The following is a 25,259-nucleotide window of genomic DNA, read 5'->3' on the forward strand; positions in this document are numbered from 1 at the left end:
CTCAGCCGTCCAGGCGCAGGCCCTTCTGGGCCAGCTTTTCGCGCAGCGCCGAACGCGCGCGCGACAGGCGGCTGCGCACGGTGCCGATGGGCACCGTGAGCAGCGCCGCGGCTTCTTCGTAGGAAATGTCGTCCAGCCCGACCATGAGCAGGATGTCGCGCATGTTCTCGGGCAGCTCGTCCAGGGACTCCTGCAGCAGGGCCATGGTCTGGTTCTGCTCGAGGATGCGGTCGGGGGAAAGGTCGGGGGAGGCCTGTTCTTCCAGCACGCTGTCGCTGACGAAGGCGTGGCGGCGTTCGGGCGCGCGCGACAGGTGATTGCGGACCAGGTTCAGCGCAATGCCATAGAGCCAGGATGACAGCTGCGATTCGCCGCGGAAGTTGCGGTACGAACGGGCCGCTTCGACGAAGGCCTGCTGGGCCAGGTCCTCGGCCTCGCTGGTATTGCCGATGTGCTTGATGATGAAGCGCTGCAGGCGGATGGAGTGGTCGCGCACCAGATCCCGCAGCAGGTATTCGTCGCCCGGGCCCCAGCCCGGCCCTTCTTCGTCGGAGCGAATGGGCGGCATTTCCGCTTCGGAAGAAGCGGGTGTGCTGTCGCTGGGGTAGGTCATGAGGTGGCGAAAAGAAACGTGTCTTAAGCTACAAGTTACTACCGAGATAACGAATTATCGCAGCTTAACTCCGTCACAATATTTCCAAAATCGAAATATTGGGCCAAAAGCCGGCTTTATGCGGCCATATATGTAAAAACAAGTAAGCGAGCGGGGTGCTGCCGCCAGCCGCGGGTCAGGCGGTTTTGAGCAGTTCGCGCAGCCAGCCCGCCGCGGTTGCCAGGGGAACGGGGCTCTGCCCCGACCGCGCCGCCTGATCGAAGCGGGCTTCCATGGCCTGGTCCAGCGCGGCCCGCCGCTCGGCGCCCAGGCTCGCGGGCGCCACGCCGGCATCCTTGCAGGCCTGCTGGAACGCGGGGGTATTGCCGGCCGCCGAGGTGGCCAGGCGCGTCATGAAGTCCACGCCGGACAGCGCGTGGGTGGAGGTTTCGGCCATGTCGATGGCGGCGGCCACGGTGCGCGCGGACAAGGGCTTGCCGGGGCTGGGCTCCAGGCCCAGCTCGCGCGCGACGGCGCTGGCGATGCCCTGGCCGTAGCTGTGCGCCAGCGTCTGCGCGAACATCGCGGCCGTGTCGACATCCGGGGCCACCCAGGCCACGCTGCGGCCGCCGGGCGTGGTGCCGGTGCCCAGCACCTGCAGCCTGCCGCCGGCGATGTCGACGTAGACGTCCTGGCCGCCTTCCGCCGCTTTGGCGAAGGCATCCAGGGAAGGAAATGGCGACGAAGGGGTAACCGATGAAATTGTCATGCAGCCAAGAAATCCGGCGTGTCCGATGCGTGGCCGTGGCGGTCCTACGACCCTGTGCGTGAGTAACTCAAGGTCTACTTTAGTTCCACGGCCGCGCGTTGCGCTTTATTTTATGTCATTGCGCGTGCCGGGCCGAAACACCGGGTTACTGCGCTTCGTACACTTCGTCGGCGGCCAGCAGGATGTCCACGGGCGGATCGAAGCCGATCACGCGCGCCGTTTCCAGGTTCAGCGCGATCTTGGCCGGGTCGATCCAGACCTGCGACAGGTCGCGCGGCTTGGCGCCGTTGAAGATGCGCGCCATGGTTTCCGCGTAGAACAGGCCGACGTAGGAATAGTCCGCCTGCGCCAGGCTGAGCAGCAAGCCATGCTTGACCTCTTCGGAGCCCAGCATCGAGAAGCTGGGCACGCGCGCCTGCCGCAGGATCTCGGCCACGGTGTCGATGGAGGCCGGGGTCACGCCCCGGTGCACCGTGACGTAGGCCGCGTCCACTTGCGGCGCGAGCTTGGCATAGCACTCCATCGCGTTGCGCGTGGCGACTTCGGGCGGAATGCCGTTGGACGGCGCGTTGCAGGTCAGCACCTCGAAATGCTGCTCGCGCGCCACCTGCTCGACCGCCTCGACGGCGCTGTAGGTACGGCCCTCGGGGCTGTCCTCGTAGACCAGCCCCAGCCGCTTGAAGGGCACGATCTCGTGGAACAGGCGCACCTGCCGCTGATAGCGTTCGGGCTGGACGCGCGCATGCAGGTTGTCTTGCCCGCTGTCCTGGGCCGAGCGCGTGATGCGGGCGCCGATGGCGTCGCTGGTGGAGGCCACGATGGTCGGCACGGGCGTGCCCATGGCGGCCATGTCCTGGCCCGCCCAGGTGCCCATGGCGATGATCAGGTCGATATCGCGACGGGTCGAGAGACGCTGCTTGATGGCCTCGCGCACCGCGGGCCGCTGGGCCGCGTCGAAGTTGCCCGGCTGCCACCAGGCGTCGCGCACGAACTCCAGGGTGTCGCTGCGCGCGTTGTCGGCCAGGAACTCCCACATCTGCCGGCCGCTCAGGCCATCGGGCATCGCGGGCAGGGACAGCCAGCCGAGCTTCTGCAGGCCCTCCACCGTGACGCGCAGGGTGCGGGGATATTCGCTGTAGTCGCCGCTTTCGAAGTAGCCGATGCGCCATTTCGCGCCGTCCGGCTTGGCGGCGGGCTTGGTGGGGAACACTTGGGCGGCGGGCGTCGCGGCCGTCTGCGCCATGCTTGCGGCGGGCGCCAGCAAGGCCAGGCACAGCATCAGGGTGGGCAGCGATTTCTTCATGGGCGGCGGATCACGATCAGGGTGATGTCATCGGATTGTTCCGCGCCGTCGGCGAAGGCCTGCACGTCTTCGAGCAGGCGCTTGGACAGCTTGGCCGAAGGCACGGGGGGATTGGACAGGACGGCCAGCAGGCGCGGATCGCCATACTGGGCGTTGTGGGGATCGACGGCCTCGGTGATGCCGTCGGTATAGCCCACCAGCATTTCACCCGGCGCCAGCACGGCGGAGAGGCCGCGGTATTCCAGGTCTTCCTGCACGCCGCAGGCGGGGCCGCTGCGGCCTTCCAGCAGGCGCACCACGCCGTCCGCGCCGATCACCGCCGGCGGCAGGTGGCCCGCGTTGGCCCATTGCAGTTCGCCGGTGGTCAGGTCGAGCACGCCCAGCAGCAGCGTGACGAACATCATGTTGGGGTTGTTTTCGGACAGCCGGTTGTTGATCTTCTGCATCATCAGCGCCGGGTCCGTTTCGTCTTCGGCCGTGGCGCGGATGAGCGTCCGGGTCACCGCCATGAAGAGCGCGGCCGGCACGCCCTTGTCGGACACGTCGCCGATCGCCAGGCACAGGCGCCCGTCGGGCAAGGTGAAGTAGTCGTACAGATCCCCGCCCACTTCCTTGGCCGGCAGCATCACGGCGTTCAGGTCGATTTGCTCGCGCGTGGCGCTGGACAGAGGCACGGGCAGCAGCCCCAGCTGGATCGCGCGGGCGATGTTGAGCTCGCTTTCGAAGCGTTCGCGCGCGGTGGTTTCGCGCATCAGGCGGGCGACGTTCTCGCGCAGCTTGTCGTTCATGAACAGGAAGGAGGCGGCCAGCCGGCCGACCTCGTCCTTGTGCCTGTCCGGCAGCGCGGCGATGTTCGCGGGCACGCTGGCCGCGGCGGTCAGGTCCTGCTCGGGCAGCAGGCGGGCATAGTGCGTGAGCGTTTCGAGCGGGCGCACGACGCGCGCCGCCACCAGCCACGCGCAGACCAGCGCCACCAGCATCATGCCCACGAAAATCAGGGCCTGGCGATTCAGCAGCTGGCGCGCCGGCGCGGTCAGGTCGCTTTCCGGCACGGCCGTCACCACGGTCCAGCCCAGCGGCGCGAACCGCGCGCTATCGATCTGCCACGGGCCGCCTCCGCCGTCGAAGCGCAGGCTTTGAAGCCCGCCGTCCGCGCCCTGGCGGGCCAGCAGGCTGCGCAGCGTCTCGCCCTTGCTGTCGGTGGCGTCGAGCAGGCCCGCCTGCCGTCCGGGTAGCGGCACCACCATGCGGCCGTCGTCGGCGGTGATGAAGATGAAGCCCGATTGCGCGAGCGTCAGCTTGGCCAGCATGCCGCGCACCGAGCTTTCCATCTGCTCGCGGCGCGTCTGGATCTGATCGATGACGTCCTGGGCGCTGTCGGTGATGACGAAGACCCAGTTCCACGGCCGGAAATAGCCGAAGTACGCGTAGCGCGTTTCGCTGTCGCCGCGTTGCGCGGAGGGCGGCCAGCGATAGATGGCGAAGCCGTATCCCGATGCCCGGCTTTCTTCGTACAGCGCCTGGGCGAGCGGACGGTTCTTGAAGTCGGACAGCTGCGACAGATCGCGGTCGATCATGTCGGCGTTGCCGCTGGCCACGACCTGGAAATCCGCGTCGTAGACGAAGGCGTAGCGCCGGTCGTCGAGCTTCAGGCGGTTGATCCAGGCGCGCGCCATGCCGCGCGCCGCGCCCGGCGTCATGAGGCCGCGATCGGCCATGTCGGCGTAGGAATTCAGCGCCGCAGCCACCACCGTGCCCGTCTGCATCAGCTGCCGGCGGCCGCTGCGCACCGTGGTGATCTTGTCCGTGAGCAGCGCCGCCCAGCGGGCCTCGGCGTCGCGCAGCACCAGTTCCATCACGTTGCTGACGGCGTGGCGTTCGCTGTTCATCACCGTGCGCGTGACGTTGCGCTGCGAGGTCAGCATCACGAACGCGGCCACCGCGAGAAGGAGCGCTACGACCAGAAGAAAAATCTTGCTACGTAGCGACCGGACGGGCATGGAGGCGGTGGCGGTGGGGGAGGACGATGAGGGTGTAAAAAAAGATGCAATTTGCATTAATTGTAAATACCATTGGTGCCCGTGTGTAAATACTTTGCGGTGTTTCAGCCTCATGCGTAGCGAGCCTATTCAAATCGTGCTGGAGGGACTGAGACGCCGCCCGGTACTGGAAGTCACCCTGGCCTGTCTGGCCGTGCTGTTGCTGGCGCAGGCGCTGATCGGCGCGCTGAGCCTGTCCGCGTTGAACCGGCTGGTGGTCGACACCACCGCCGACCGCGTGGAAGTCATCGCCCGCCGCGCGGCGGGCAACATCGAAAACGGATTGCGACTGGGCAAGCCGCTGGAGCAATACTTCGGCCTGCGCGACAGCCTGCTGGACAGCGTGGCCGGATCGCGCGACCTGCTTGGCGCCGCGGTGTTGCGCGCCGACGGGCAGACGCTGGCCGTACAGGGCGCGCAGCCCGACGGCGCCGTCGCGCTCGCGCAGGCGCTCGATGCCGGCGCCGCCCGCGACAACCGCGCGACGCGGCGCGCATCCGGCGCGCTCATGTCGGTGGCCGACGGCACCGTGACCCTGGCCGTGCCGCTGGCCGGCGCGGGCGGAAGCGTCGTCGGCGCCGTGGTGCTGTCGGCGGCCAAGGACGGCGAGGCCAGCCGGAGCCTGATCGTCGAGAACCTGCAGGTGCTGCTGGCCGTGACCGCGTTGGTCGGCCTGGGTCTGGCCGCGGTCTTCAAATACCTGGTGCCGCTGACCTCGCTCGCCGCCGGCGGCAGGGCGCGCTTCGTCGTGCCCCTGCTGGCGCTGATGTTGGCGCAAGGCGTTTATGCGGCCTACACGATTTCCACGTTCCGCAGCGGCTGGCTGGAGGTGACGCGCAACAACGTCGGCCTGCTCGCCGAAGGTTTGCAGCGCGATCTGAACCGCGTGCTGGGCTACGGCCTGACGCTGGACCGGCTGCGCGGCGTGGACGCGCCGTTCTCGCGCCTGGCCGCGACCTTTCCCGCCGTGGCGCAGATCGAACTGGTAAACGGCGAGGGGCGCGTGCTGAGCCGCGCCGACGCGAAAGGCGCGCTGGGGGTGGCGGGGCTGCCGGTGGCGCGCCCGCAGTCCGACGACCTGACGCTGGTGTTGCCGCTGGGCGCCTCGAATCCCGATCCGCGGGCGCGCGGCGACCTGGTGCTGCGGCTGTCCGACGACGTGATCGCGGCCGGCGTGCGCAGCCGCGCGCTGGACGCGGTGACCGTCGTGGCGGTGGCGCTGGTGGCCGCCATCGAGATGTTGCTGCTGCTGTCGCTGCTGATGAACCGGGCCTTCGCCGCGCGCGCGACCTTGCCCGACGGCAGCCGCGTGGGCCCCGATGACGAGTCCGAGGTCGGCCGCATCGCGCGTCCCGTGATGTTCGGTTTCCTGTTCGCCTGGGCCTTGCCGCTGGGTTTCCTGCCGCTGTATGCGCGCAGCCTGCCGTCGGGCGGACTGGACCTGCCGGCCAACCTTCTGCTGGCCTTGCCGATCTCCGTCGAAATGGGCTGCGGGCTGCTGACTTCGCTGCTCGCGGGCAGCCTGACCGACCGCAAGGGTTGGCAGGTGCCCGTGCTGGCCGGGCTGGCGGTGTCGTGCGCGGGCATGCTGGCCTGCGCGCTGGCCGGCGATCTGCTGATGTTCAGCGCGGCGCGCGGCCTCGTGGGCCTGGGCTACGGCCTGACCTGGATGGGGCTGCAGGGCTTCATCGTCACGCGCAGCCCCGCCCAGTACCGCGGCCGCAACATGACCGGCGTGATCGCCGGCCTGTTCGCGGGCCATCTGTCGGGCGCCGCGGTGGGCGCGATGCTGATGGAGCAGACGGGCTTTCGCGCCGTGTTCGGCGTGGGCGCCGCGATGCTGGTGCTGCCGCTGGCCGGCGTGCTGGTGCTGATGCGGCCGTACATGGACCGCGGACGCAAGCAGGTGGCGCAAGCCGCCGCGCGCACGCGTGCTCGCTTGTCCGACACCTTGCGGCTGTTGTGCACGCGCGATTTCGGCCTGCTGCTGCTGGGCAGCGTCATCCCGTTTTCGATCGCGCAGGTGGGCCTGCTGTCGTTCGCGCTTCCGCTGTACCTGGAAGCCGAGGGCGTGGCCGCGTCCAGCATCGGGCGCGTGCTGATGATCTATGGCCTTTGCGTGATCTACGTCGGGCCGCTGATGGGCCGCGTGGTGGATCGCAGCCGCATCAAGAAAAGCTGGATCGTGCTGGGCGGCCTGATCGGCAGCGTGGGCATGCTGGGCCTGTACTTCAACAGCGGCCTGCTGGCCGCGGCGGCGGCCGTGCTGCTGCTGGCGCTGGCCAGCTGCTTCGCCGGCGCATCGCAGTCGCCCTACATGCTGGCGCTGCCGGACGTGCAGCGCTATGGCGCTGCCGGCGCCACCAGCGTCATGCGCGCCGCCGACAAGCTCGGCCAGATGGCCGGGCCGCTGGTGGTGGGCGCCATGTTCGGCGCGGCCGGCATGGGCGCGGGATTGGCGGCCACGGGCATCATCTACCTGTGCGCCACGCTGCTGTTCCTGGTGCTGGCTCCGGCCAGGCCCAGGGATGGCGCTGCCTGAGGGCGTGCCGCGCCGGGCGCGGTCGCCGTTCAAGGCCCGGGGTCCCGGCCGGCCAGCTGCACCGGCACGCGCGCGCTCAGGCCGGTGAGCAGCTCGGCCGCGATGGTGCCCGCCGAGGCCGCCACTTCCTCCACCGCCAGGCCCGACGCGCCCCATAGCGTGACGGGCGCGCCGATGCAGGCGCGCGGAACCGGCGCGAGGTCGACGGCCATCATGTCCATCGAGACGCGGCCCAGCAGCCGCGTGCGCACGCCATCGACGATGACCGGCGTGCCGGTGGGCGCGTGGCGCGGATAGCCGTCGGCATAGCCGCAGGTGACGATGCCCACCGTCGTGGCGACGGGCGCGAGGAACGCGCCGCTGTAGCCCACGCCCGCGCCGGCGGGCACGCGCTGTATGCCCACGATCTGCGAGTGCAGCGACATCGCGGGCCGCAGATTCAGTTGCGCGGCGCTGCGATCGGCGAATGGGCTGGCGCCATACAGCGCCAGCCCGGGGCGCACCCATTGCGTGCCGGCGGCGCGCGCGCCATGCAGCAGCAGCGCGGCCGAATTGCTGGTGGACACGGGGCCGGGCAAGCTCGCGATCACCGTGCGGAACGCGGCGTCGGCGGCGTCGATGCCGTCTTCTTCATCCGCGCGGGCATAGTGGTTCAGGTGGCCGATCTCGCCGATGACGCCGCGCCGTGCGAGGGCGCGCGCCGCCTCGAACGCGCAGCCGTAGTCCTCGGCGCAGAAGCCGGTGTGATGGATGTCGCCGGCATAGCGCAGCCAGACGGCCGGCCGCTGCGCGAGCGGAGCCTGCGTCAGCCAATCGAGCTGGGCGGCGTGCGTGATGACCAGGTGCAGGCGGGGCGAATCCAGCAGCAGCGCGTCGGCCGGCGAGTAGAGGCCGCCGTAGACCAGGATGGGGCCGTCCCAGCCCATGCTGCGGCACGCGCGCGCTTCGGTCAGATGCAGCACCGCCAACCCGTCGGCCGCGCGCAGCGCGGGCAGGATGCGCGCCACGCCGTGCCCGTAGGCGTCCGCCTTCACCGTCGCCCAGAGCCGGGGCGCGCCATCGCCGGCCGGCAACGCGGCGCGCAGCCGAGCCAGGTTGTGGCGCACGGCGTCCGCGTCGATGCGGGCGTGCAGGGGGCGTGCGGTCAGTCCTTGCGGGTGATAGGGGGCGTTCACGGGCGGCATCAATGCAAAGCGTCGCGCAACCGGCGCGCAGTCCTTGCATGAGTGACAGTTGGGCCCGTTTCGTTCGGTACTTTCTGCCTATCGGGAACGGAAACCGATAGCGTGGTTCGATCGGCCCCGCGGAGCGCCTTGCGCCGCGCGCGATCCGCCTTACTCGGCGCGCGCGACCAGCGTCAGCCGATTGCGGTCGCCGCTGCGCGCATAGCGCAGGTCATGCAGGTAATGCCGCATGAGCCGCAAGCCGTGGCCGCCGATCTCGGCCTCGTCCAGCGTGGCGGCCAGGTCGGGCGGGGGCGTCTTGGTGGGATCGTGGGGGCGGCCGTTGTCGGTGATTTCCAGCGCGATCCCGGTGTCGTCCCGGCGGCACAGCAAGGTGACCGCGGGCGGCGATCCCGCGGCGGCGGGATCGTCGAAGGCGTAGTCCACGATATTGGTCAGCGCCTCGTCCAGGCTCAGCGACAGTCCGAAGCCCAGCTTGGGCGGCCATGCGTCGCGCTCGGCAATTCCTTCGAGCCATTGCAGCGCGGCGGCAACGGCGTTCTGGTCGGGAACGAGGTCCAGCGTATCGGGCTGAGGGGGCATGAGTCGCCTTGCGTTCAGTGGAGCACGTGCAGGCGCAAGTATGCACGATAGCCCCGCGCGGCGAACAGGGTGTGAGAGAGTGCGCGGGCTCGCGTATCATCTCGCCATCGCGCCGCCGTCCTCTTGCGCAGGCGCCCGGCGCCGGCCACTTTTCGGGAACCGCTATGAATCTCGCAATAGAAAAAATCGGAGAAGTCCTGGTCGTCTCGCCCGAAGGCCAGATCAACAGCGCCAACGCGGCGGGCATCGAGTCCGACCTGCTGTCCCACGTCGAAAAAGGCGAAACCCGCTTCGTGCTGGATCTGTCCAACCTGAACTACATCTCCAGCGCGGGGCTGCGCGTCGTGCTGGTCTTGGCAAAACGCCTGAAGCAGGGCGCCGGCGCGCTGGTGCTGTGCGCCCTGCAGCCGCATGTGCGCGAAGTGTTCGACATCAGCGGCTTTCTCGCCATCCTGACCGTGGTGGACACGCGCGACGACGCGGTGGCGAAGGTTGCCTGACGCGCGGGCTCAGCCCTTGCGGTTTTCGTAGGATGTGTCGAGCACGTCGTCTTCGGGCGTGATGACGCCGGGTTCGCCCGGCTCCGCGATGGCGCGGCCGCGGCGGGGCATGCCCGCGACGAGCGTGCTGCTCTGGTCGGGCATCGGCATCACTTCGGTGCCTTTGCGCGGATCGGGAGGCACGGGCTTTTCAGCGACGTCGGCCTTGGCGGCGTTGGGATCTGGGGCAGTTTTCAACATGATGATTGCTCCGCTTGCGGGCGTCCCAGGATGGCGACGCGCCTGATTCCAACTTCATCTTAGGACGGCGCGGCGCCGCGGTGGCGGCCTGTTCTGTCACGTTTGCAAGGGGCTGTTGCAGGCCCCCAACCTTATAATTTCGGGCGCCTCGCGGCTTTGCGGCAAGGCGCCCGCTGTTCACATTTTCCATACGCCTACCTTGACCGAATCCGTCGAACGCTCCGTCCATGCAGAACTCGTTGCCGTGCTCGTCGCCGTCACCAACGGCGAGCCGCGCGTGCTGACGACCGAAGACGCGCGCGCCTTGCCCGCGGGCCCCTTCGAACTCTCGCACCGTTCGTTGCAGGCAGGCCTGCGCGCCTGGGTCGAAGCGCAGACCCATCATCCGCTGGGCTACGTCGAGCAGCTCTACACCTTCGCGGACGGCGACCGCTCCGACGAGTCGGGCGCGCGCGTCATGTCGGTGAGCTACCTGGGGCTGACGCGCGAGGCGGGCGAAACCGGCGTGGCGCAGGTCGGCTGGCAGGACTGGTACCGCTACTTTCCGTGGGAAGATCGCCGCGCCGGCACGCCCGCGCTGGTCGAGGAGCTGATCGTGCCGCGGCTGGCGGCCTGGTGCGAAGACAGTACGGAGGCGGCCGTGCGCAGGCGCCGCCACCAGCGCGCCGCCATCACCTTCGGGCTGGAAGGCGCGTCCTGGAACGAGGACATGGTGCTGCAGCGCTACGAATTGCTGTTCGAGGCGGGGCTGGTGCCCGAGGCCGCGCGGCGCGGCCGGGGCAACGGCGCCGCCGTGCCCGGCGAGCCCATGCGCCACGACCATCGCCGCATCCTGGCCACCGGCATCGCGCGCCTGCGGGCCAAGATCAAGTACCGCCCGGTGGTGTTCGAATTGATGCCCGAGCAGTTCACCCTGTTGCAATTGCAGCTGGCGGTCGAGGCATTGGCGGGGCGCGGCCTGCACAAGCAGAATTTCCGCCGCCTGATCGAGCAGCAGGCGCTGGTGGAAGAAACCGGCGAGATGGCCACCGGCACGGCCGGCCGGCCGGCGAAGCTGTTCCGGTTCCGCCGCGACGTGCTGCTCGAACGCGCCATCGCCGGCAGCAAATTGCCCCTGTCCCGCGCAATGTGAGGCTTGACAAGCCTTATGCTCGCTCTTAGCATAAATGGTGCGCAATCGTTGCGCGCCTTTTTTTACTCTCTAAATACTCAAAATGAGCATTAAAGCCGCAGCGTCATCGACCGCCTCCCGACTGGCCGTCCCCCCCTTGCCGGAAGTCATGCTGGAGCCGCTGGTGCGCGCGGCCTTGCTGGAAGACCTGGGTCGCGCCGGCGACCTGACCACCGATGCCATCGTGCCCGCCGACGCCGTCGCCGAAACGCGGCTCGTGGCTCGCCAGGAGGGCGTGCTGGCCGGGCTGGACCTGGCGCGCCTGGCGTTTCGCGCCATGGACCCGGGCATCGAATTCGTCGTGTCGCAGCGCGACGGCGCGGACCTGCGCCCGGGCACGGAAATCGCCCGCATACGCGGCAATGCCCGCGCCATGCTGACCGCCGAGCGCGTGGCCCTGAACTTCCTCTGCCACCTGAGCGGCGTGGCCAGCGCCACGGCCTCCATCGCGCGCGCCATCGCGGGCTACGGCGCCCGCGTCACCTGCACGCGCAAGACCATGCCGGGCCTGCGCGCCGTGCAGAAGTACGCCGTCCGCGTGGGCGGGGGCAGCAATCACCGCCACGGCCTGGACGATGCGGTGCTGATCAAGGACAACCACATCGCCCTGGCGGGCGGCGTCGCCATCGCGGTCGAGCGCGCCCGGGCCGGCATCGGCCACATGGTGAAGATCGAGCTGGAAGTCGACACGCTGGAACAGCTGGAAACGGCCCTGTCGCTGGGCGTGGACGTGGTGCTGCTGGACAACATGAGCCTGGACGACCTGCGCCGCGCCGTCGAAATGGCGCGGGGCCGCGCCATCACCGAAGCCTCGGGCCGCATCACGCCCGAAACCGCCGCGGCGGTGGCCGCCACCGGCGTCGACCAGATCGCCGTGGGCTGGATCACGCACAGCGCCAAGGTGCTCGATATCGGCCTGGATGCCTGAGTACCCGCCGCCGCTTCGCAACATGAAACGCCTGCTTCGATCCATCTTTCCGCTGGCCCTGCTGTCGCTGGCCGCCTGCGGCAATCCGCCGTCCGGTGAACCGTCCGCGGACGCTGCCTATCCGACCCATCCGATCACCATCGTGGTGACGTTCCCGCCCGGCGGCGGCACCGACCTGCTGGCGCGCCGCATCGGCGCCAGCCTGCAGGAGCAGCTGGGCCAGCCCGTGGTGGTCGAGAACCGCCCGGGCGCCAGCGGCAACATCGGCGCGCGCGTCGTGGCCGAGTCGCCGCCCGACGGCTATACGCTGCTGATGGTGAACAGCTCGTTCGCCATCAATCCCGGCGTCTATCGCAATCCGGGCTTTTCGCCCGCCCAGGACTTCACGGCGGTCATCAACGTGGCCTTCGTGCCGTCGGTGTTCGTGGTGCCGGCCGGTTCAGGCCTGCATGGCCTGGAAGACGCGCTGGCCGCGGCGCGGGCAGGCAAGCCCCTGCCGTTCGCGTCCTGCGGCAACGGCACGCCGCAGCACCTGGCGGGCGAGATGCTGGCGCGCGCCGCGGGCGTCTCGCTGCAGCACGTGCCGTACAAGGGCTGCGGTCCGGCGTTGACGGACGTCACGGCCGGGCAGGTGGACATGGGCGTGGTGACGGCGTCCAGCGCGGCGCCGCTGATCGCGGCGGGCAAGCTGCGCGCCCTGGCCGTTACGTCGCCGGCGCGTTCGCCGCTGCTGCCGGCGGTGCCGACGGTCGCCGAGCAAGGGGTGGCCGGGTATGCGCTGGACCAGTGGCACGGGCTGCTGGCGCCCGCGGCCACGCCGCCGGCGGTGGTGGCCAGGCTGAATGCGGCGGTGGCGAAAATCGTGCAGCGCCCGGACGTGCAGGCCTCGCTGCGCGAGCAGGGCTTTACGCCGGCAAGCAGCACGCCCCGCGGGTTCCAGGAAATGATCGCCGCGGACATGGGCCGCTACGGGGCCCTGACGGCGGCGATCGGCTTGCGCGCCGACTAGGCCGGCCGCGGCTTCAGGCCGCGGCGGCGCGGGCGTGCTGCTCCAGCTGTTCCTTCAGACCGGGCTGCAGCTTGAGCTGGCGGGCCAGTTCGTCCAGGTAGGCGCGCTCCATATAGCTTTCCTCGTCCACCACCAGCAGGCTGGCGAGGTACATCTCGGCGGCCATCTCCGGCGTGCGGGCGGACTGCGCCACCGCGGCCGGATCCAGCGGCCGCGACAGTTCGGTTTCCAGCCAGCGGCGGTCCTGGGCGTCCGAGGACAGCTTGGACAGTTCGGTTTCGAGCAGGGCGCGTTCTTCGGGGCCGATATGGCCGTCGGCCTTGGCCGCGCCGATCATGGCGGTGAGCACGGCGGTGCTGTGCTGTTCGGCTTCCGGCGCGGGCAGGCGATCCAGCGTCTGGGGCGGCGCGGCGGGAGCGCCGGCCTGGTTGCGTTGCCAGTCGCCATAGGCGCGGTAGGCCAGGGCGCCCAGCGCCGCCATGCCGCCATACATGGCGACCTTGCCGCCGATCTTGCGGGCCTTCTTGCTGCCCAGCAGCAGCCCGAGGGCGCCCGCGCCCAAGGCGCCGCCGCCCAATCCGGTGAGGAAGGACGAACCCTTGCCGCCGGTGGCGTTCTGCACGCGATTGGTGGTGTCCGACAGCAGGCCTTGCCCGGACTGCAGCAATTGATCGAGAAGTTGTCTGGCGCTCATGCGGCCCCCTATAAATGTTCGGTATTGCGGATAGGAATATCCGACCGCCGGCGGGCCAGGAAGTTCAGCTTTTCGTCAGGCGGGCCGGGCGGGAAGCCGAAACGTGCGCCGGCAGGTGCTACAACGTGGGTTGGGGCCGCCCTCGCGGCCATCCGTCAGCGCCTCACCAAGGAGATCCGATTCATGAGCATCCGCGTGCGCCAGAATGCGCCCAATACCCTGCAATTCACCGCCGTGGCCGAGGGCCACGAGTTGCCGCTGGCGATGCCGCAGCCGCAGGGCGAAGGCCCCGATCCGCATGATTATTTCGACACCGCGCTGGGCGGCTGCAAGGCGATGACGCTGATGGTTTATTCGCAGCGCAAGGGCCTGCCGCTGGAATCGGTGGGGGTGGAGGTGGTGCGCGACGCCAGCGAAGAGCGCAAGGGCGTCTACCGGCTGACGGCCAAGCTGACGCTGCATGGCGAGCTGTCCGACGCGCAGATCGACGAACTGCTGGCGGTGGCCGAGAAGTGCCCGGTCCACAAGCTGATGACCGCGGTGGACGTGCAGGTGTCCACCGTGGTGGTGCGCCCGGCCTGAGCGGCCGGACGCGGCGGGCGGGGCGTTGCGCGCCGCCCCCCCCGGGGGGATCAGTCTTCCATGCCCGGGACGACGGTGGAGAAGCCGGCGTCCACGTGGGTGATTTCGCCCGTCACGCCGGCGGCCAGGTCAGACAGCATGAAGGCGGCGACGTTGCCCACGTCTTCGATGGTGACGTTGCGGCGCAGGGGGGCCTGGGCTTCCACGAACTTCAGGATGGCGGTGAAGTCCTTGATGCCGCTGGCGGCGAGCGTCTTGATCGGGCCGGCGGAAATGCCGTTGGCGCGGATGCCGCGCGGGCCCAGCGCCGTGGCCAGGTAGCGCACGCTGGCTTCCAGCGAGGCCTTGGCCAGGCCCATCGTGTTGTAGTTCGGGACCACGCGCTCGGCGCCCAGGTAGGTCAGCGTCAGCACCGAGCCGTTGCGGCCTTCCATCAGCGGCAGCGCGGCCTTGGCCATGGCCGGGAAGCTGTAGGCGGAGATGTCGTGCGCGACGCGGAAGGCTTCGCGCGACAGCCCGTCCAGGAAGTTGCCGGCGATGGCTTCGCGCGGGGCGAAACCGATGGAGTGCACCAGGCCGTCCAGGCCGTCCCAGTGCTGGCCGAGCTCGGCGAAGGCGGCGTCGATCTGGCTGTCTTCGGCCACGTCGCAGGGCAGCACGATGTTGCTGCCGAATTCGGCCGCGAATTCGCCCACGCGGTCCTTGAAGCGGTCGCCCACGTAGGTGAACGCCAGTTCCGCGCCCTGTTGGTGACAGGCGCGCGCGATGCCGTAGGCGATGGAGCGGTTGGAAAGCACCCCGGTGACCAGGATGCGCTTGCCGGCGAGAAAGCCCATATATCTATCCTTTGTTTTTTCCTTCTGGAGACCGCCTATTTTAAGGAGTTCGGCGGCTCCGCGACATCGATGAAAAAGGGCGCGCCCATCGCGGGTGCGCCCTTTTGGCGTTCGCCTTGGGTCAGCCGCGGGCGTTGGTGCCCGGGACCCGCAGCGGGGTGCCGACCTTGAGGGCGCTGCCCTTGATGTTGTTCAGGGCACGCAGGGCGTCTACCGAGGTGCCGTACTGCTTGGCCAGCGAGAACAGGGTATCGCCCTGGCGGACCTTGTGGGTGCGGACGTTCGGGCGGGCGCTGGCGACGCGGGCGGCCGGGGCCTGCGCGGCGCGGCCGCGCGCCGCGGGCGCCTTGTCGGTGGACGGCGCCGACTCCAGCGCGCCGACCGGCGGCGCCAGGGAGGCCAGTTGCACGCCGCCGGTGCCGGCTTCGCCGGGCACCAGCAGGGATTGGCCGGAAGCGGATTTCTGGCGCGAGCCGATGTCGTTGATTTCGCGCAGCCGGCCTTCGGTCACGCCGAAACGCTTGGCGATCGAGGCGTAGGACTCGCCGCGGCGCGAATGGTAGATCTTCCAGGCGCTGAGGTCACCCTTGTAGTTGGTCAGGTTGGCGTTGAAGATTTCGACGCGGTCGGCCGGAAGCAGCAGGGTGGGACCGTGGTCGCCGCGGATGACCGGGCGGTTGAACGAGGGATTGAGCGCCTTGAACTCGTCCAGCGGCATTTCGGCCAGCTTGGCGGCGATTTCCAGGTCGATGTCGCTGTTCTTCTGCACCGTCACGAAGTAGGGCGTGTTGCCCACCGGGGGCAGCGCCACCGCATAGCGCTGCGGGTCGGCGATGATGTTCTTGATGGCCTGCAGCTTGGGCACGTAGTTGCGGGTTTCATCGGGCATGTTCAAGGACAGGTAGTCCGTGCCCTGGCCCGCCGCCTCGTTCTTGGCCATGGCGCGCTGCACCGAGCCCTCGCCCCAGTTGTAGGACGCCAGGGCCAGGTACCAGTCGCCCTGCATTTCAAACAGCTTTTCGAGGTAGTCCAGCGCCGCGTTGGTCGAGGCGATGGGGTCGCGGCGCTCGTCGCGCCACCAATCCTGCTTGAGGTTGAAGTGCTGGCCCGTGGCCGGCACGAACTGCCACAGGCCCGAGGCCTGCGCGCGCGACAGCGCGGTGGGGTTGTAGGCGCTTTCGACGAAGGGCAGCAGCGCCAGTTCCGTCGGCAGGCCGCGGCGGTTGATCTCGTCGACGATGAAATACAGGTACTTGCCGGCCCGTTCCGCCATGCGCTGCACCGACTCGGGGTGGGACGCGTAATAGTCGGTCCACTGCTGCGAGAGGTCGGTGTTCAGGTTGGGGATGGCGAAACCGCGGCGGATGCGGTCCCAGGCGTCGGCAGGCGGGTTGGTGAGGTCTACCGTTCTGGACGTGTCCCGGGCGATGTAGCGCCCTTGGGAATTGGTAGTGAGGTTTTTGTCGGGGGATTTGGTTCCTGCGCAACCGGCGAGGACTGCCAGCATGAGCGGCAGAAGGAGTCGGGATAGATTCATCGGGCTGTCACTTGAATTCGTTCTTCCATTCACGAAGGGAGGCAAATACCTCGACCGGCGTAGCTTGGGTGTGGCCGGCCCAGCGTTCTGCCGCGCGGACGACCTCGGTTTGTTGCGTGCGCAAAAACGGATTCGTCGCGCGTTCCTGACCGATGGTCGATGGAAGCGTGGGTAGGCCTTCTGCTCGTAATTGCCGGGCCCGCTGAAGCCATTGTTGCAGGTTGCGGTTGGCCGGTTCGACTGCCGACGCCCAGCGCAAGTTCGCTAGAGTGTACTCGTGCGCGCAAAAAACCTGTGTATCCGGCGGTAAAACAGAAAATTTTTCCAAGGAATCAAGCATTTGCGCGGGAGTGCCTTCAAAAAGCCGGCCACAGCCGCCCGCAAACAAGGTGTCGCCGCAGAACAAAACGGGTTCAAGGCCGGCGGCGCGGCCGGTGTAGGCGATGTGGCCGGCGGTGTGGCCGGGCACGTCCAGCACGCGCAAGTCCAGGTCCAGTTCGGGGATCGACACGCGGTCTCCCTCGGCCAGCGGCACGTCGCAGCGCGGCAGCCGTTCGCGCGCCGGACCGTATACGGTAATGCCCTCGATGCGGGACAATTCGGATACGCCGCCGACGTGGTCGCCATGATGGTGCGTGAGTAGAATGGCGCGCAGCCTCAGGCCTTGCTGCTCCAGCAATCGCAGCACGGGGCCGGCTTCGCCGGGGTCGACCACGGCGGCCTGGCCGTCGCGGACGATCGCCCAGATGTAGTTGTCGGTGAAGGCGGGTAGCGGCAAGACCGCGGCGTTGCGCTCGCGGCCGCCTGAATGGGCGGTCAAGGCTTGCATGGGATTCGAAGGAATAGAACGTGGCAGAAGATACTCCGCCGATTGTAGAACTGGCCGAATGGTTCCAGACTCCGCCGGGACAATACGTCCTGGCCTGGGAGCGGGCGCAGTTCGACGCGGCTGTCGCGGACGTGTTCGGATATTACGCCTGGCAGGTCGGCCTGGCCGACATGAATCTGCTTCGGGCCAACCGCATGCCCTTCAAGGGCTACGTGGGCACCGAACGCCCCTCGGATGATAGCGCGGCCGGCTGGCAGTCGCGGGTGGTGGTGGCCCAGCCCGAGGCCCTGCCGTTCGAATCCCAGAGCGTGGACCTGCTCATCCTGCCGCATGCCTTCGAATGCACGCAGGAACCCCACAACGTGCTGCGCGAGGTCGAGCGCGTGCTGGTGCCGGAAGGGCGCGTGGTGATCTCGGGGTTCAACCCCTGGAGCATGTGGGGCGCGCGCACGCGCATGCCCGGCATGGAGCCCTGGCTGCCGCAGCCGCCCTCGTCGCAGGTGTCGTTGCCGCGCCTGAAAGACTGGTTCAAGCTGCTCTCGCTGGAGGTCGAGGAAAGTCATTTCGGCTGCTACGCGCCGGCCTGCCGCAGCGAGAAATGGCTGCAGCGGTGGTCCTTCCTGGAGTCGGCCGGGGCCCGCTGGTGGAGCGTGGGCGGGGCCGTTTATCTGGTGTCTGCCGTCAAGCGGGTCGCCGGCATGCGTATCATTGGGCCCGCCTGGAAGACCAAGCCCAAGCGCGCGCGCGCCGCGTCGGTGGTGGTCAACCGCCAGGCGGACGACGGCTTCGACCGCTCCTGAGCGGCCGGCCGGCAAGGATTCAGCACGAACAAGGAAAACCAGGCAGCACCATGCAGGACAGCAAAGCGAACGAGCAGAAAGTGGAAATGTGGACCGACGGCGCCTGCAAGGGCAACCCCGGCCCCGGCGGCTGGGGCGTGCTGATGCGCGCGGGCAGCCACGAGAAGACGCTGCATGGGGGCGAGCTCCAGACCACCAACAACCGCATGGAACTGCTGGCCGTCATCCAGGGCCTGCGGGCGCTCAAGCGCCCGTGCGCCGTCACCATCCATACGGACTCCCAGTACGTGATGAAGGGCATGACGGAATGGCTGGCCAACTGGAAGCGGCGCGGCTGGCTGACGGCGGACAAAAAGCCCGTCAAGAACGCCGAGCTGTGGCAGTTGCTGGACGAGCAGGTGGGCCGCCATACGGTGTCGTGGCGCTGGGTGCGCGGCCACGCCGGCGATCCGGGCAACGAACGGGCCGACCAGCTGGCCAATATGGGCGTGGAAGCGGCCCGCCGGGGCTGATCCGATCCCGCCGGCGGCGGCGGGCATTGGGATATACCCTCAAATCCGGCTTTCGGGGTGAATTTAGTTCTTCATCCGGCTTCTGGATTGTTCCAGTATGTAAATCCGGGTGCTAAAGTGCCAACCCTCATCCCAGTTCCTGCGGCGCCGTCCGGGCGGAGCTAGCTCGGCCCGCGCCCCGATACCGCCTCATTCGCGCATGAAAAAAGCAGTACTGCTGGCCGCCGTAGCGGCAGGGTTGGCCGCGGGGGCCGCGCTCGGCGTTTTTGTGCCGCGCTGGCTCGCGCCCGGAACCCCCCCTCCCCAGGCCGCCGCCTCCGGCGCCGCCAAGCCGTCCGCGACACCCGTAGCGCCCGTTAGGGTCGAGGTGGCCGCCGTCAAGGAAATTCCCTTCTCGCGCGGCCTGTCGGCCGTGGGCAGCCTGCGCTCCGACGAGTCCGTCGTGCTGCGGCCCGAGGTCGCCGGACGCATCCAGTCCATCGAATTCAAGGAAGGCCAGCCGGTGAAGCGGGGCGACGCCCTGATCCGCCTGGACGATTCCGTGCCGCGCGCCGAACTGGCGCAGGCGCGGGCCAACCTCACTCTGGCGCAGAGCCACTACCGGCGCTCGGTGGAGCTGCAGGGCAAGGGCTTCGTCAGCCAGCAGGCCCGCGACGAGGCCGCCAGCACGCTGAAGGTGCAGGAAGCCGCCGTGGCGCTGGCGCAGGCGAGGCTGGACAAGATGACGATCACGGCGCCGTTCGGCGGCATCGTGGGCTTGCGCAGCGTCTCGGTGGGCGACTACGTCAACCAGGGCCAGGACCTGGCCCCGCTGGAGGCGATCGACCCGCTCAAGGTGGACTTCCGCGTGCCCGAGATGTACCTGAGCAAGGTGGGCGTGGGCCAGCAGCTGACCGTGCGCCTGGACGCGCTCCCGGGCCAGGAGCGCCAGGGCGTGGTCTATGCCGTCAGCCCGCTGGTCGACGCCGGCGGCCGCTCCATCCTGCTGCGCGCCACCGTCGCCAACAAGGACGCGGTGCTGCGGCCGGGCATGTTCGCCCGGGTGCAGCTGCTGTTCAGCCAGGACAAGGCGCTGGTCGCCCCGGAGGCCGCGCTGTCGCCCTCGGGCGAAACGCAGTACGTTTACCGGGTCAGGAACGGCGTGGCGGAGCGGCGCGAGGTCACGATCGGCGAGCGCCGCGAGGGCCGCGTGGAAATCCTGACCGGCGTGGCCGCCGGCGACAACCTGGTGGTATCCGGCCTGCAGCGCGTGACGGACGGCGCGGCCGTGACCGTGCTGGGCAACGGCGCGTGACGCCGGCCCCTTTCCATTTTTGGCGATAGCGCAATGCGTATCTCGGAAACCTGCATCAAGCGGCCGGTGTTTGCCTCGGTCCTGTCGCTGATCATCGTGCTGATCGGCCTGATTTCGTATTCGCGCCTGACGGTGCGCGAGTACCCGAAGATCGACGAGCCCATCGTCTCGGTGGACACCACCTACAAGGGCGCCTCGCCCGAGGTGATCGAATCCCAGGTCACCAAGCCGCTGGAGGACCAGCTCGCCGGCATCGAGGGCGTGGACGTGATGACCTCGCGCAGCCGCTCCGAACGCAGCCTCATCAACATCAAGTTCAACCTGTCGCGCGACCCGGACGCGGCCGCGGCCGAAGTCCGCGACAAGGTGTCGCGCGCCCGGCGCTTCCTGCCCGACGAGATCGACGAGCCCATCATCGGCAAGGTCGAGGCGGATTCCCAGCCCATCATCTATATCGCGGTGGAGTCCGGCTCGTATTCCGCCATCCAGACGTCCGACTACATCAACCGCTACATCAAAACCCGCCTGTCGGTGCTCCCGGGGGCGGCGGAGGTGCGCGTCTTCGGCGAGCGCCTTCCGTCCATGCGTATCTACGTGGACCGCGACAAGCTCGCCGCCTACGGCCTGACCGTGCAGGAAGTCGAGTCCGCGCTGCGCAGCCAGAACGTGGAAATCCCGGCCGGGCGCATCGAGTCCCGCGCGCGCGAGTTCTCGGTCGTGTCCTCGACCGACCTGCAGACGCCGGCGCAGTTCGAGGACGTGATCGTCGCCAACGTGAAGGGCTATCCCGTCCGCCTGCGCGACGTGTCCAAGGTGGAGATCGGCGCGGCCAACGACCGCGTGCTGTCGCGCTTCAACGGCAAGCCCGCGATCAACATCGGCGTGACGCGGCAGTCCACCGCCAACCCGCTGGAACTGTCCAAGGCGGCCCGCGAAGAAGTGGCCCGCCTGAACGAGAACCTGCCGGCCGGCATGAAGCTGAACATCGCGTACGACTCGTCGGTGTTCATCGAGCGTTCCATCGATTCCGTGTTCCACACCATCGGCGAGGCCATCGTCCTGGTGGTGCTGGTCATCTTCTTCTTCCTGCGCAACCTGCGCGCCAGCATCATCCCCATCGTCACCATCCCGGTGTCGCTGGTGGGGGCCTGCGCGCTGATGTACCTGTTCGGCTTTTCGATCAACACCCTGACCCTGCTGGCCATGGTGCTGGCCATCGGCCTGGTGGTGGACGACGCCATCGTGGTGCTGGAGAACATCTTCCGGCACATCGAGGACGGCATGCCGCGCAAGGAAGCCGCCCTGCGCGGCTCGCGCGAGATCGGCTTCGCCGTGGTCGCGATGACGATGACGCTGGTCACCGTGTACGCGCCACTGGCTTTCGCCACGGGCCGCACCGGGCGGCTGTTCATCGAATTCGCCCTGGCGCTGGCCGGCGCGGTGCTGGTGTCGGGCTTCGTGGCGCTGACGCTCACCCCCATGATGTGTTCGGTGCTGCTGCGCCATCAGAGCAGCCATAGCCGCTGGTACAACCTGATCGAGGGCTGGCTGAACGCCATGAGCAACGGCTACCGGCGCGTGCTGTCGGCCTCCTTGCGCCACCGCTGGGTGGTGGTGGCGATCGGCCTGGCGGTCGCGGCCGGCAGCGGCGTGCTGTTCAAGGTGGTCAAGAGCGAACTGGCGCCCATCGAGGACCGCGGCGTGGTCTTCGGCATCGTCAGCTCGCCGGAAGGCGCCACGCTGAACTACACGCTCGAAAGCATGCTGGGCATCGAAAAGTTCTACTCGGAGATTCCGGAGGCCAGCGGCAGCCAGGTGACCGTGGGCTTTCCCACCGTGACCGACGGCACCGCCATCCTGCGCCTGAAGCCCTGGGAGGAGCGCAGCCGCAAGCAACAGGCCATCACGCAGCAGCTGCAGCCGCAATTCGCCTCGCTGCCGGGCGTGCGCGCCTTCCCCACCAATCCGCCGTCGCTGGGCCAGTCCGCGCGTTCCAAGCCGGTGGAATTCATCATCATGAGCCAGGCCTCCTACGCGGAACTGGCGCGGCTGACCGACGTGTTCCTGACCGAGCTGCGCAAGTATCCCGGCCTGATCAACCTGGACACCGACCTGCGCCTGAACACGCCCGAGCTGCGCGTGCGCGTGGACCGCGACAAGATGGCCGACGTGGGCGCCAACGTGGACACGGTGGGGCGCACGCTGGAGTCGATGCTGGGCGGCCGCCAGGTCACCCGCTACAAGGACGAGGGCGAACAGTACGACGTCATCGTCCAGGTGACGCCGCGCGACCGCGCCAACCCCACCGATATCTCCGGCATCTACGTTCGGGCGCGCGACGGCAGCATGGTGCAGCTGGACAACCTGCTGGGCGTGCACGAAGGCGTGTCGCCGCAGTCGCTGAACCACTTCAACCGCCTGCGCGCGGTGAAGATCGACGGCGCGGTGGCGCCGGGCTACGCCCTGGGCGAGGTGCTGGCGCACATGCACCAGGTGGCGCGCGACGTGCTGCCCAACACCATCGTGACCGACCTGGACGGCCAGTCGCGCGAGTTCCGCGACTCCTCGGGCAGCATCTACCTGGTCTTCGCCATGGCGCTGGCCTTCATCTACCTGGTGCTGGCGGCGCAATTCGAAAGCTGGCGCAATCCGTTCATCATCATGCTGTCGGTGCCGCTGTCCATGACCGGCGCGCTGCTGGCGCTGTGGCTCACTGGCGGCACGCTGTCGATCTACAGCCAGATCGGCCTGATCACGCTGGTGGGCCTGATCACCAAGCACGGCATCCTGATCGTGGAGTTCACGAACCAGCTGCGCGACGAAGGCAAGGAACTGTTCGAGGCCGTGACCGAGGCCAGCGTGCTGCGCCTGCGGCCCATTTTGATGACCACCGGTGCCATGGTGCTGGGCACCGTGCCGCTGGCGCTGTCCTCGGGCGCGGGAGCGGAATCGCGCCAGCAGATCGGCTGGGTCCTGGTCGGCGGGCTGATGCTGGGTACACTACTGACCTTGTTCGTCGTGCCGGTGGCCTACACGCTGATTGCCACCGCACGCAAGAAACCCGGCCAGGCCGGCAGCGAAGCGCATCATCCGGACCCCGCTCCGGCTCCCCGCACGCCGCCCGCCTCGCCCGCCCAAGCGTCGGAATAGTTATGCGCCAGATCATCTTTGACACCGAAACCACGGGACTGGATCCCGCCCAGGGCCACCGCATCGTCGAGATCGGCTGCGTGGAGCTCGTCAACCGGATGGCCACGGGCAACAACCTGCACATCTACCTGAACCCGGACCGCGACAGCGACCCCGAGGCGCTGGCGGTGCATGGCCTGACCACGGAATTCCTGTCCGACAAGCCGCGCTTCGCCGAGGTCGTGGACGAATTCGTGCAGTTCATCCAGGGCGCCGAGCTCATCGCGCACAACGCGGCGTTCGACGTAAAGTTCTTCAATGCCGAACTCGCCAAGACCGGCCGCGGGCCGATGACCGAGTTTTGCGAAACGATCACCGATTCGCTGCTGCACGCGCGCTCGATGTTCCCCGGCAAGCGCAACTCGCTGGACGCGCTGTGCGACCGCTTCGGCATTTCCAACGCCCACCGGACGCTGCACGGCGCCTTGCTGGACTCGCAGCTGCTGGCGGAAGTCTGGCTGGCCATGACCCGCGGCCAGGACGCGCTGCTGATCGATGTGGACGACGGCGACAGCGCCGGCGGCAGCGGCGTGGTGCTGGCCAGGTTCGATGCCTCGGGCCTGCCCGTGCTGAAGGCCAGCGACGAAGACCTCGCCGAGCACGAAGCCTACCTGGCGGCCCTGGACAAGTCCGTGGGCGGGGAGTGCATCTGGCGAAAAATCGACGCGCCGGTCGCGGCCGCATGAACTTTTTTCGAGGCGACTTGCACATCTTTAAAAAAACGTGCTAATATTTCGCCTCTTTCGGGGTGGTTAGCTCAGTGGTAGAGCACTGCCTTCACACGGCAGGGGTCACTGGTTCGAACCCAGTACTACCCACCAAAGACCCTTGAGAGACAAACGCCAGCCACAAGCTCGCGGTTGTCGGCGCCCAAGGTAAAACGGCGCAATGCAAAAAGCCAGCCCTCGCGGTTGGCTTTTTTGTTTTGGCGCTTCGCATCGTAAAAGAAGGCGGCGCGCCTGTGGCGGCGGTCTGTCCGTTGGCCTGCCCGTTGCTGAGCCTGTCGCGTGGCCGCCACCGCCGCAGCGCCTCGGCGCGCGCCCATGGCCCGATCCATTGCGCGGGCGCGGCCCATTCATTACTCTTCTCTTGATATGTCGCAAGCGGGCCTTCATCGATTGAGCCGCATCGACTGCGGGCCTGTCTATCATTGATAACAAAGGCTCGGCCCAAAGTCGGGCCTAGGCATACAGGAGAAGGCGATGCCCCCGAATACCAACACCATGCTGATCATCATAGTCACGGGCGTTGCGCTCATGCTGGTCGGCTTCGGGCTGCGCGATCGCAATATCGGCATGGGCCTGATGGGGCTGGGCCTGATCACCGCCATCGGCACGATCATCTACAAGGCCTACATCACCTTCTATTGACGGCCGGCGGGTCCGGACCTCAGCCCTGGCGCGCGACGCGCGCCAACAGGGTGTCGAGCTGGTTGGCGAATGCCTTCCGGTCGGCGTGGCTGAACGACGAAGGGCCGCCGGTGTCGATCCCGCTTGCGCGCAGTTCTTCCATCATGTCCCGCATGGCCAGCCGTTCGCGGATGGTTTCCGGCGAATAGCGTTCGCCGCGCGGGTTCAGCGCCATCGCGCCTTTTTCCAGCACTTGCGCGGCCAGAGGAATGTCACCGGTGATCACCAGGTCGCCGGGTTCCGCCCGTTCCGCGATATGGGCGTCGGCCACGTCGAAGCCGCGCGGCACCTGCACCGCGCGGATCAACGGCGAGGGCGGGGTATGCAGCGGCTGGTTGGCCACCAGGGTCAGCGGCGTCTTCCAGCGCTGCGCGGCGCGGAACAGGATGTCCTTGATGACCGCGGGGCAGGCGTCGGCGTCGACCCAGATATGCATCGCGCTATTCGCCCAGCGCCTTGCGCAGCGCTTCGGCGACGATGTCGTTGGTGGAGACGCCGCGCTCGGCCGCCGCGGCGCGCAGCCGATCGGCGTCCGCCTGGGACAGCTTCAGGGGGAAGGGCACCAGGCCGGCGGCCTGGTCCAGCTTGCGCTGCTCGCGGCGGTCCGGCGCATTCGAGGCCGTGCCGTAGCGGTCCGGCGTGCCGGACTGCTTGAGCTGGCCGGCCAGCTTCAGGGCCTGGTTTTTCTGCAAATCGAATTTGTTCATGGGTATTCCTG

Annotated in this window: 25 protein-coding genes and 1 tRNA gene; 13 read left to right on the top strand and 13 right to left on the bottom strand. The window is 68.3% G+C overall.

Annotation, left to right across the window (positions count from 1 at the left end; genetic code table 11):
- Position 1: 1 nt before the first annotated feature.
- The 4 genes from ADE01S_RS08290 to ADE01S_RS08305 form a co-directional block, all read right to left on the bottom strand.
- Positions 2-613 carry an RNA polymerase sigma factor gene (locus ADE01S_RS08290; RefSeq protein ID WP_062681207.1) on the bottom strand — a complete coding sequence of 204 codons (612 nt, stop codon included), beginning with the start codon at positions 611-613 and terminating at the stop codon, positions 2-4.
- A 175-nt stretch (positions 614-788) separates the two neighbouring features.
- Positions 789-1,361 (bottom strand): BspR family type III secretion system anti-sigma factor, encoded by a 573-nt coding sequence (locus tag ADE01S_RS08295; protein ID WP_062681208.1) that lies wholly within the window; start codon positions 1,359-1,361, stop codon positions 789-791.
- A gap of 145 nt (positions 1,362-1,506) precedes the next feature.
- A complete protein-coding gene (locus ADE01S_RS08300) occupies positions 1,507-2,664 on the bottom strand; it encodes an ABC transporter substrate-binding protein (protein ID WP_062681209.1) in 1,158 nt (385 codons plus the stop codon).
- Complete coding sequence (locus ADE01S_RS08305) at positions 2,661-4,664, bottom strand: SpoIIE family protein phosphatase (RefSeq protein WP_062681210.1); 2,004 nt, start codon at positions 4,662-4,664, stop codon at positions 2,661-2,663. Before ADE01S_RS08305 ends, ADE01S_RS08300 begins: the two co-directional genes overlap by 4 nt.
- Positions 4,665-4,776: 112 nt before the next feature.
- Between ADE01S_RS08305 and ADE01S_RS08310 the strand changes: the two genes are divergently transcribed.
- Complete coding sequence (locus tag ADE01S_RS08310) at positions 4,777-7,245, top strand: MFS transporter (RefSeq protein WP_062681211.1); 2,469 nt, start codon at positions 4,777-4,779, stop codon at positions 7,243-7,245.
- 29 nt (positions 7,246-7,274) lie between these two features.
- Here ADE01S_RS08310 and alr read toward each other — a convergent pair whose 3' ends face one another.
- Both alr and ADE01S_RS08320 read right to left on the bottom strand, forming a co-directional pair.
- Positions 7,275-8,429, bottom strand: a complete 1,155-nt coding sequence (gene alr, locus ADE01S_RS08315; RefSeq protein WP_062681212.1) for an alanine racemase — start codon at positions 8,427-8,429, stop codon at positions 7,275-7,277.
- 150 nt (positions 8,430-8,579) lie between these two features.
- Positions 8,580-9,011, bottom strand: coding sequence for an ATP-binding protein (locus ADE01S_RS08320; protein ID WP_062681213.1), 432 nt, complete (start codon positions 9,009-9,011; stop codon positions 8,580-8,582).
- Between the two features lie 164 nt (positions 9,012-9,175).
- On the opposite strand from ADE01S_RS08320, the gene ADE01S_RS08325 reads away from it, so the two are divergent.
- Positions 9,176-9,511 (top strand): STAS domain-containing protein, encoded by a 336-nt coding sequence (locus ADE01S_RS08325; protein WP_062681214.1) that lies wholly within the window; start codon positions 9,176-9,178, stop codon positions 9,509-9,511.
- A gap of 9 nt (positions 9,512-9,520) precedes the next feature.
- On the opposite strand, the gene ADE01S_RS08330 is transcribed toward ADE01S_RS08325, so the two are convergent.
- Positions 9,521-9,751: a hypothetical protein gene (locus ADE01S_RS08330; protein WP_062681215.1), complete on the bottom strand. Its 231-nt coding sequence runs from the start codon at positions 9,749-9,751 to the stop codon at positions 9,521-9,523.
- A gap of 199 nt (positions 9,752-9,950) precedes the next feature.
- Between ADE01S_RS08330 and ADE01S_RS08335 the strand changes: the two genes are divergently transcribed.
- The 3 genes from ADE01S_RS08335 (at position 9,951) to ADE01S_RS08345 (ending at position 12,859) form a co-directional block, all read left to right on the top strand.
- Positions 9,951-10,883 (top strand): NUDIX hydrolase, encoded by a 933-nt coding sequence (locus ADE01S_RS08335; RefSeq protein WP_062681216.1) that lies wholly within the window; start codon positions 9,951-9,953, stop codon positions 10,881-10,883.
- An 82-nt stretch (positions 10,884-10,965) separates the two neighbouring features.
- On the top strand, positions 10,966-11,850 hold the full coding sequence (gene nadC / locus ADE01S_RS08340) for a carboxylating nicotinate-nucleotide diphosphorylase (RefSeq protein ID WP_062681217.1): 885 nt from the start codon (positions 10,966-10,968) through the stop codon (positions 11,848-11,850).
- 22 nt (positions 11,851-11,872) lie between these two features.
- Positions 11,873-12,859, top strand: coding sequence for a tripartite tricarboxylate transporter substrate binding protein (locus ADE01S_RS08345; RefSeq protein ID WP_062681218.1), 987 nt, complete (start codon positions 11,873-11,875; stop codon positions 12,857-12,859).
- 13 nt (positions 12,860-12,872) lie between these two features.
- Here ADE01S_RS08345 and ADE01S_RS08350 read toward each other — a convergent pair whose 3' ends face one another.
- Positions 12,873-13,553: a tellurite resistance TerB family protein gene (locus ADE01S_RS08350; RefSeq protein ID WP_062681219.1), complete on the bottom strand. Its 681-nt coding sequence runs from the start codon at positions 13,551-13,553 to the stop codon at positions 12,873-12,875.
- Positions 13,554-13,736: 183 nt separating this feature from the next.
- Between ADE01S_RS08350 and ADE01S_RS08355 the strand changes: the two genes are divergently transcribed.
- Positions 13,737-14,135, top strand: coding sequence for an OsmC family protein (locus ADE01S_RS08355; protein WP_062681220.1), 399 nt, complete (start codon positions 13,737-13,739; stop codon positions 14,133-14,135).
- Between the two features lie 50 nt (positions 14,136-14,185).
- Here the strand turns inward: ADE01S_RS08355 and fabI are convergent, their stop codons facing one another.
- The 3 genes from fabI to gloB all read right to left on the bottom strand — a co-directional run bounded on the left by fabI (position 14,186) and on the right by gloB (position 17,337).
- Entirely contained in the window at positions 14,186-14,971 is a 786-nt protein-coding gene (gene fabI, locus ADE01S_RS08360; RefSeq protein ID WP_062681221.1) for an enoyl-ACP reductase FabI, read from the bottom strand.
- 121 nt (positions 14,972-15,092) lie between these two features.
- Complete coding sequence (locus tag ADE01S_RS08365; RefSeq protein WP_062681222.1) at positions 15,093-16,508, bottom strand: transglycosylase SLT domain-containing protein; 1,416 nt, start codon at positions 16,506-16,508, stop codon at positions 15,093-15,095.
- 7 nt (positions 16,509-16,515) lie between these two features.
- A complete protein-coding gene (gene gloB, locus ADE01S_RS08370) occupies positions 16,516-17,337 on the bottom strand; it encodes a hydroxyacylglutathione hydrolase (RefSeq protein ID WP_062681223.1) in 822 nt (273 codons plus the stop codon).
- A gap of 20 nt (positions 17,338-17,357) precedes the next feature.
- Between gloB and ADE01S_RS08375 the strand changes: the two genes are divergently transcribed.
- The 7 genes from ADE01S_RS08375 (at position 17,358) to ADE01S_RS31770 (ending at position 24,502) form a co-directional block, all read left to right on the top strand.
- Positions 17,358-18,137: a class I SAM-dependent methyltransferase gene (locus ADE01S_RS08375; protein WP_062681224.1), complete on the top strand. Its 780-nt coding sequence runs from the start codon at positions 17,358-17,360 to the stop codon at positions 18,135-18,137.
- Positions 18,138-18,187: 50 nt separating this feature from the next.
- Positions 18,188-18,649 carry a ribonuclease HI gene (gene rnhA, locus ADE01S_RS08380; protein WP_062681225.1) on the top strand — a complete coding sequence of 154 codons (462 nt, stop codon included), beginning with the start codon at positions 18,188-18,190 and terminating at the stop codon, positions 18,647-18,649.
- Positions 18,650-18,848: 199 nt separating this feature from the next.
- Positions 18,849-19,943, top strand: a complete 1,095-nt coding sequence (locus ADE01S_RS08385; protein WP_062681226.1) for an efflux RND transporter periplasmic adaptor subunit — start codon at positions 18,849-18,851, stop codon at positions 19,941-19,943.
- A gap of 33 nt (positions 19,944-19,976) precedes the next feature.
- Positions 19,977-23,093 (top strand): efflux RND transporter permease subunit, encoded by a 3,117-nt coding sequence (locus ADE01S_RS08390; protein ID WP_062681227.1) that lies wholly within the window; start codon positions 19,977-19,979, stop codon positions 23,091-23,093.
- Between the two features lie 2 nt (positions 23,094-23,095).
- On the top strand, positions 23,096-23,818 hold the full coding sequence (dnaQ, locus tag ADE01S_RS08395) for a DNA polymerase III subunit epsilon (protein ID WP_062681228.1): 723 nt from the start codon (positions 23,096-23,098) through the stop codon (positions 23,816-23,818).
- Between the two features lie 60 nt (positions 23,819-23,878).
- Positions 23,879-23,953: transfer RNA gene (locus ADE01S_RS08400), tRNA-Val, on the top strand.
- Positions 23,954-24,334: 381 nt separating this feature from the next.
- A complete protein-coding gene (locus ADE01S_RS31770; protein ID WP_087881433.1) occupies positions 24,335-24,502 on the top strand; it encodes a hypothetical protein in 168 nt (55 codons plus the stop codon).
- Between the two features lie 19 nt (positions 24,503-24,521).
- Here the strand turns inward: ADE01S_RS31770 and ADE01S_RS08405 are convergent, their stop codons facing one another.
- Together ADE01S_RS08405 and ADE01S_RS08410 are read right to left on the bottom strand one after the other, a co-directional pair.
- Positions 24,522-24,977, bottom strand: coding sequence for a YaiI/YqxD family protein (locus tag ADE01S_RS08405; protein WP_062681229.1), 456 nt, complete (start codon positions 24,975-24,977; stop codon positions 24,522-24,524).
- A gap of 4 nt (positions 24,978-24,981) precedes the next feature.
- A complete protein-coding gene (locus tag ADE01S_RS08410) occupies positions 24,982-25,248 on the bottom strand; it encodes a ribbon-helix-helix protein, CopG family (protein ID WP_062681230.1) in 267 nt (88 codons plus the stop codon).
- Positions 25,249-25,259 lie beyond the last annotated feature (11 nt).

This window comes from Achromobacter denitrificans NBRC 15125 (assembly GCF_001571365.1).
Classification (GTDB): domain Bacteria; phylum Pseudomonadota; class Gammaproteobacteria; order Burkholderiales; family Burkholderiaceae_B; genus Achromobacter; species Achromobacter denitrificans.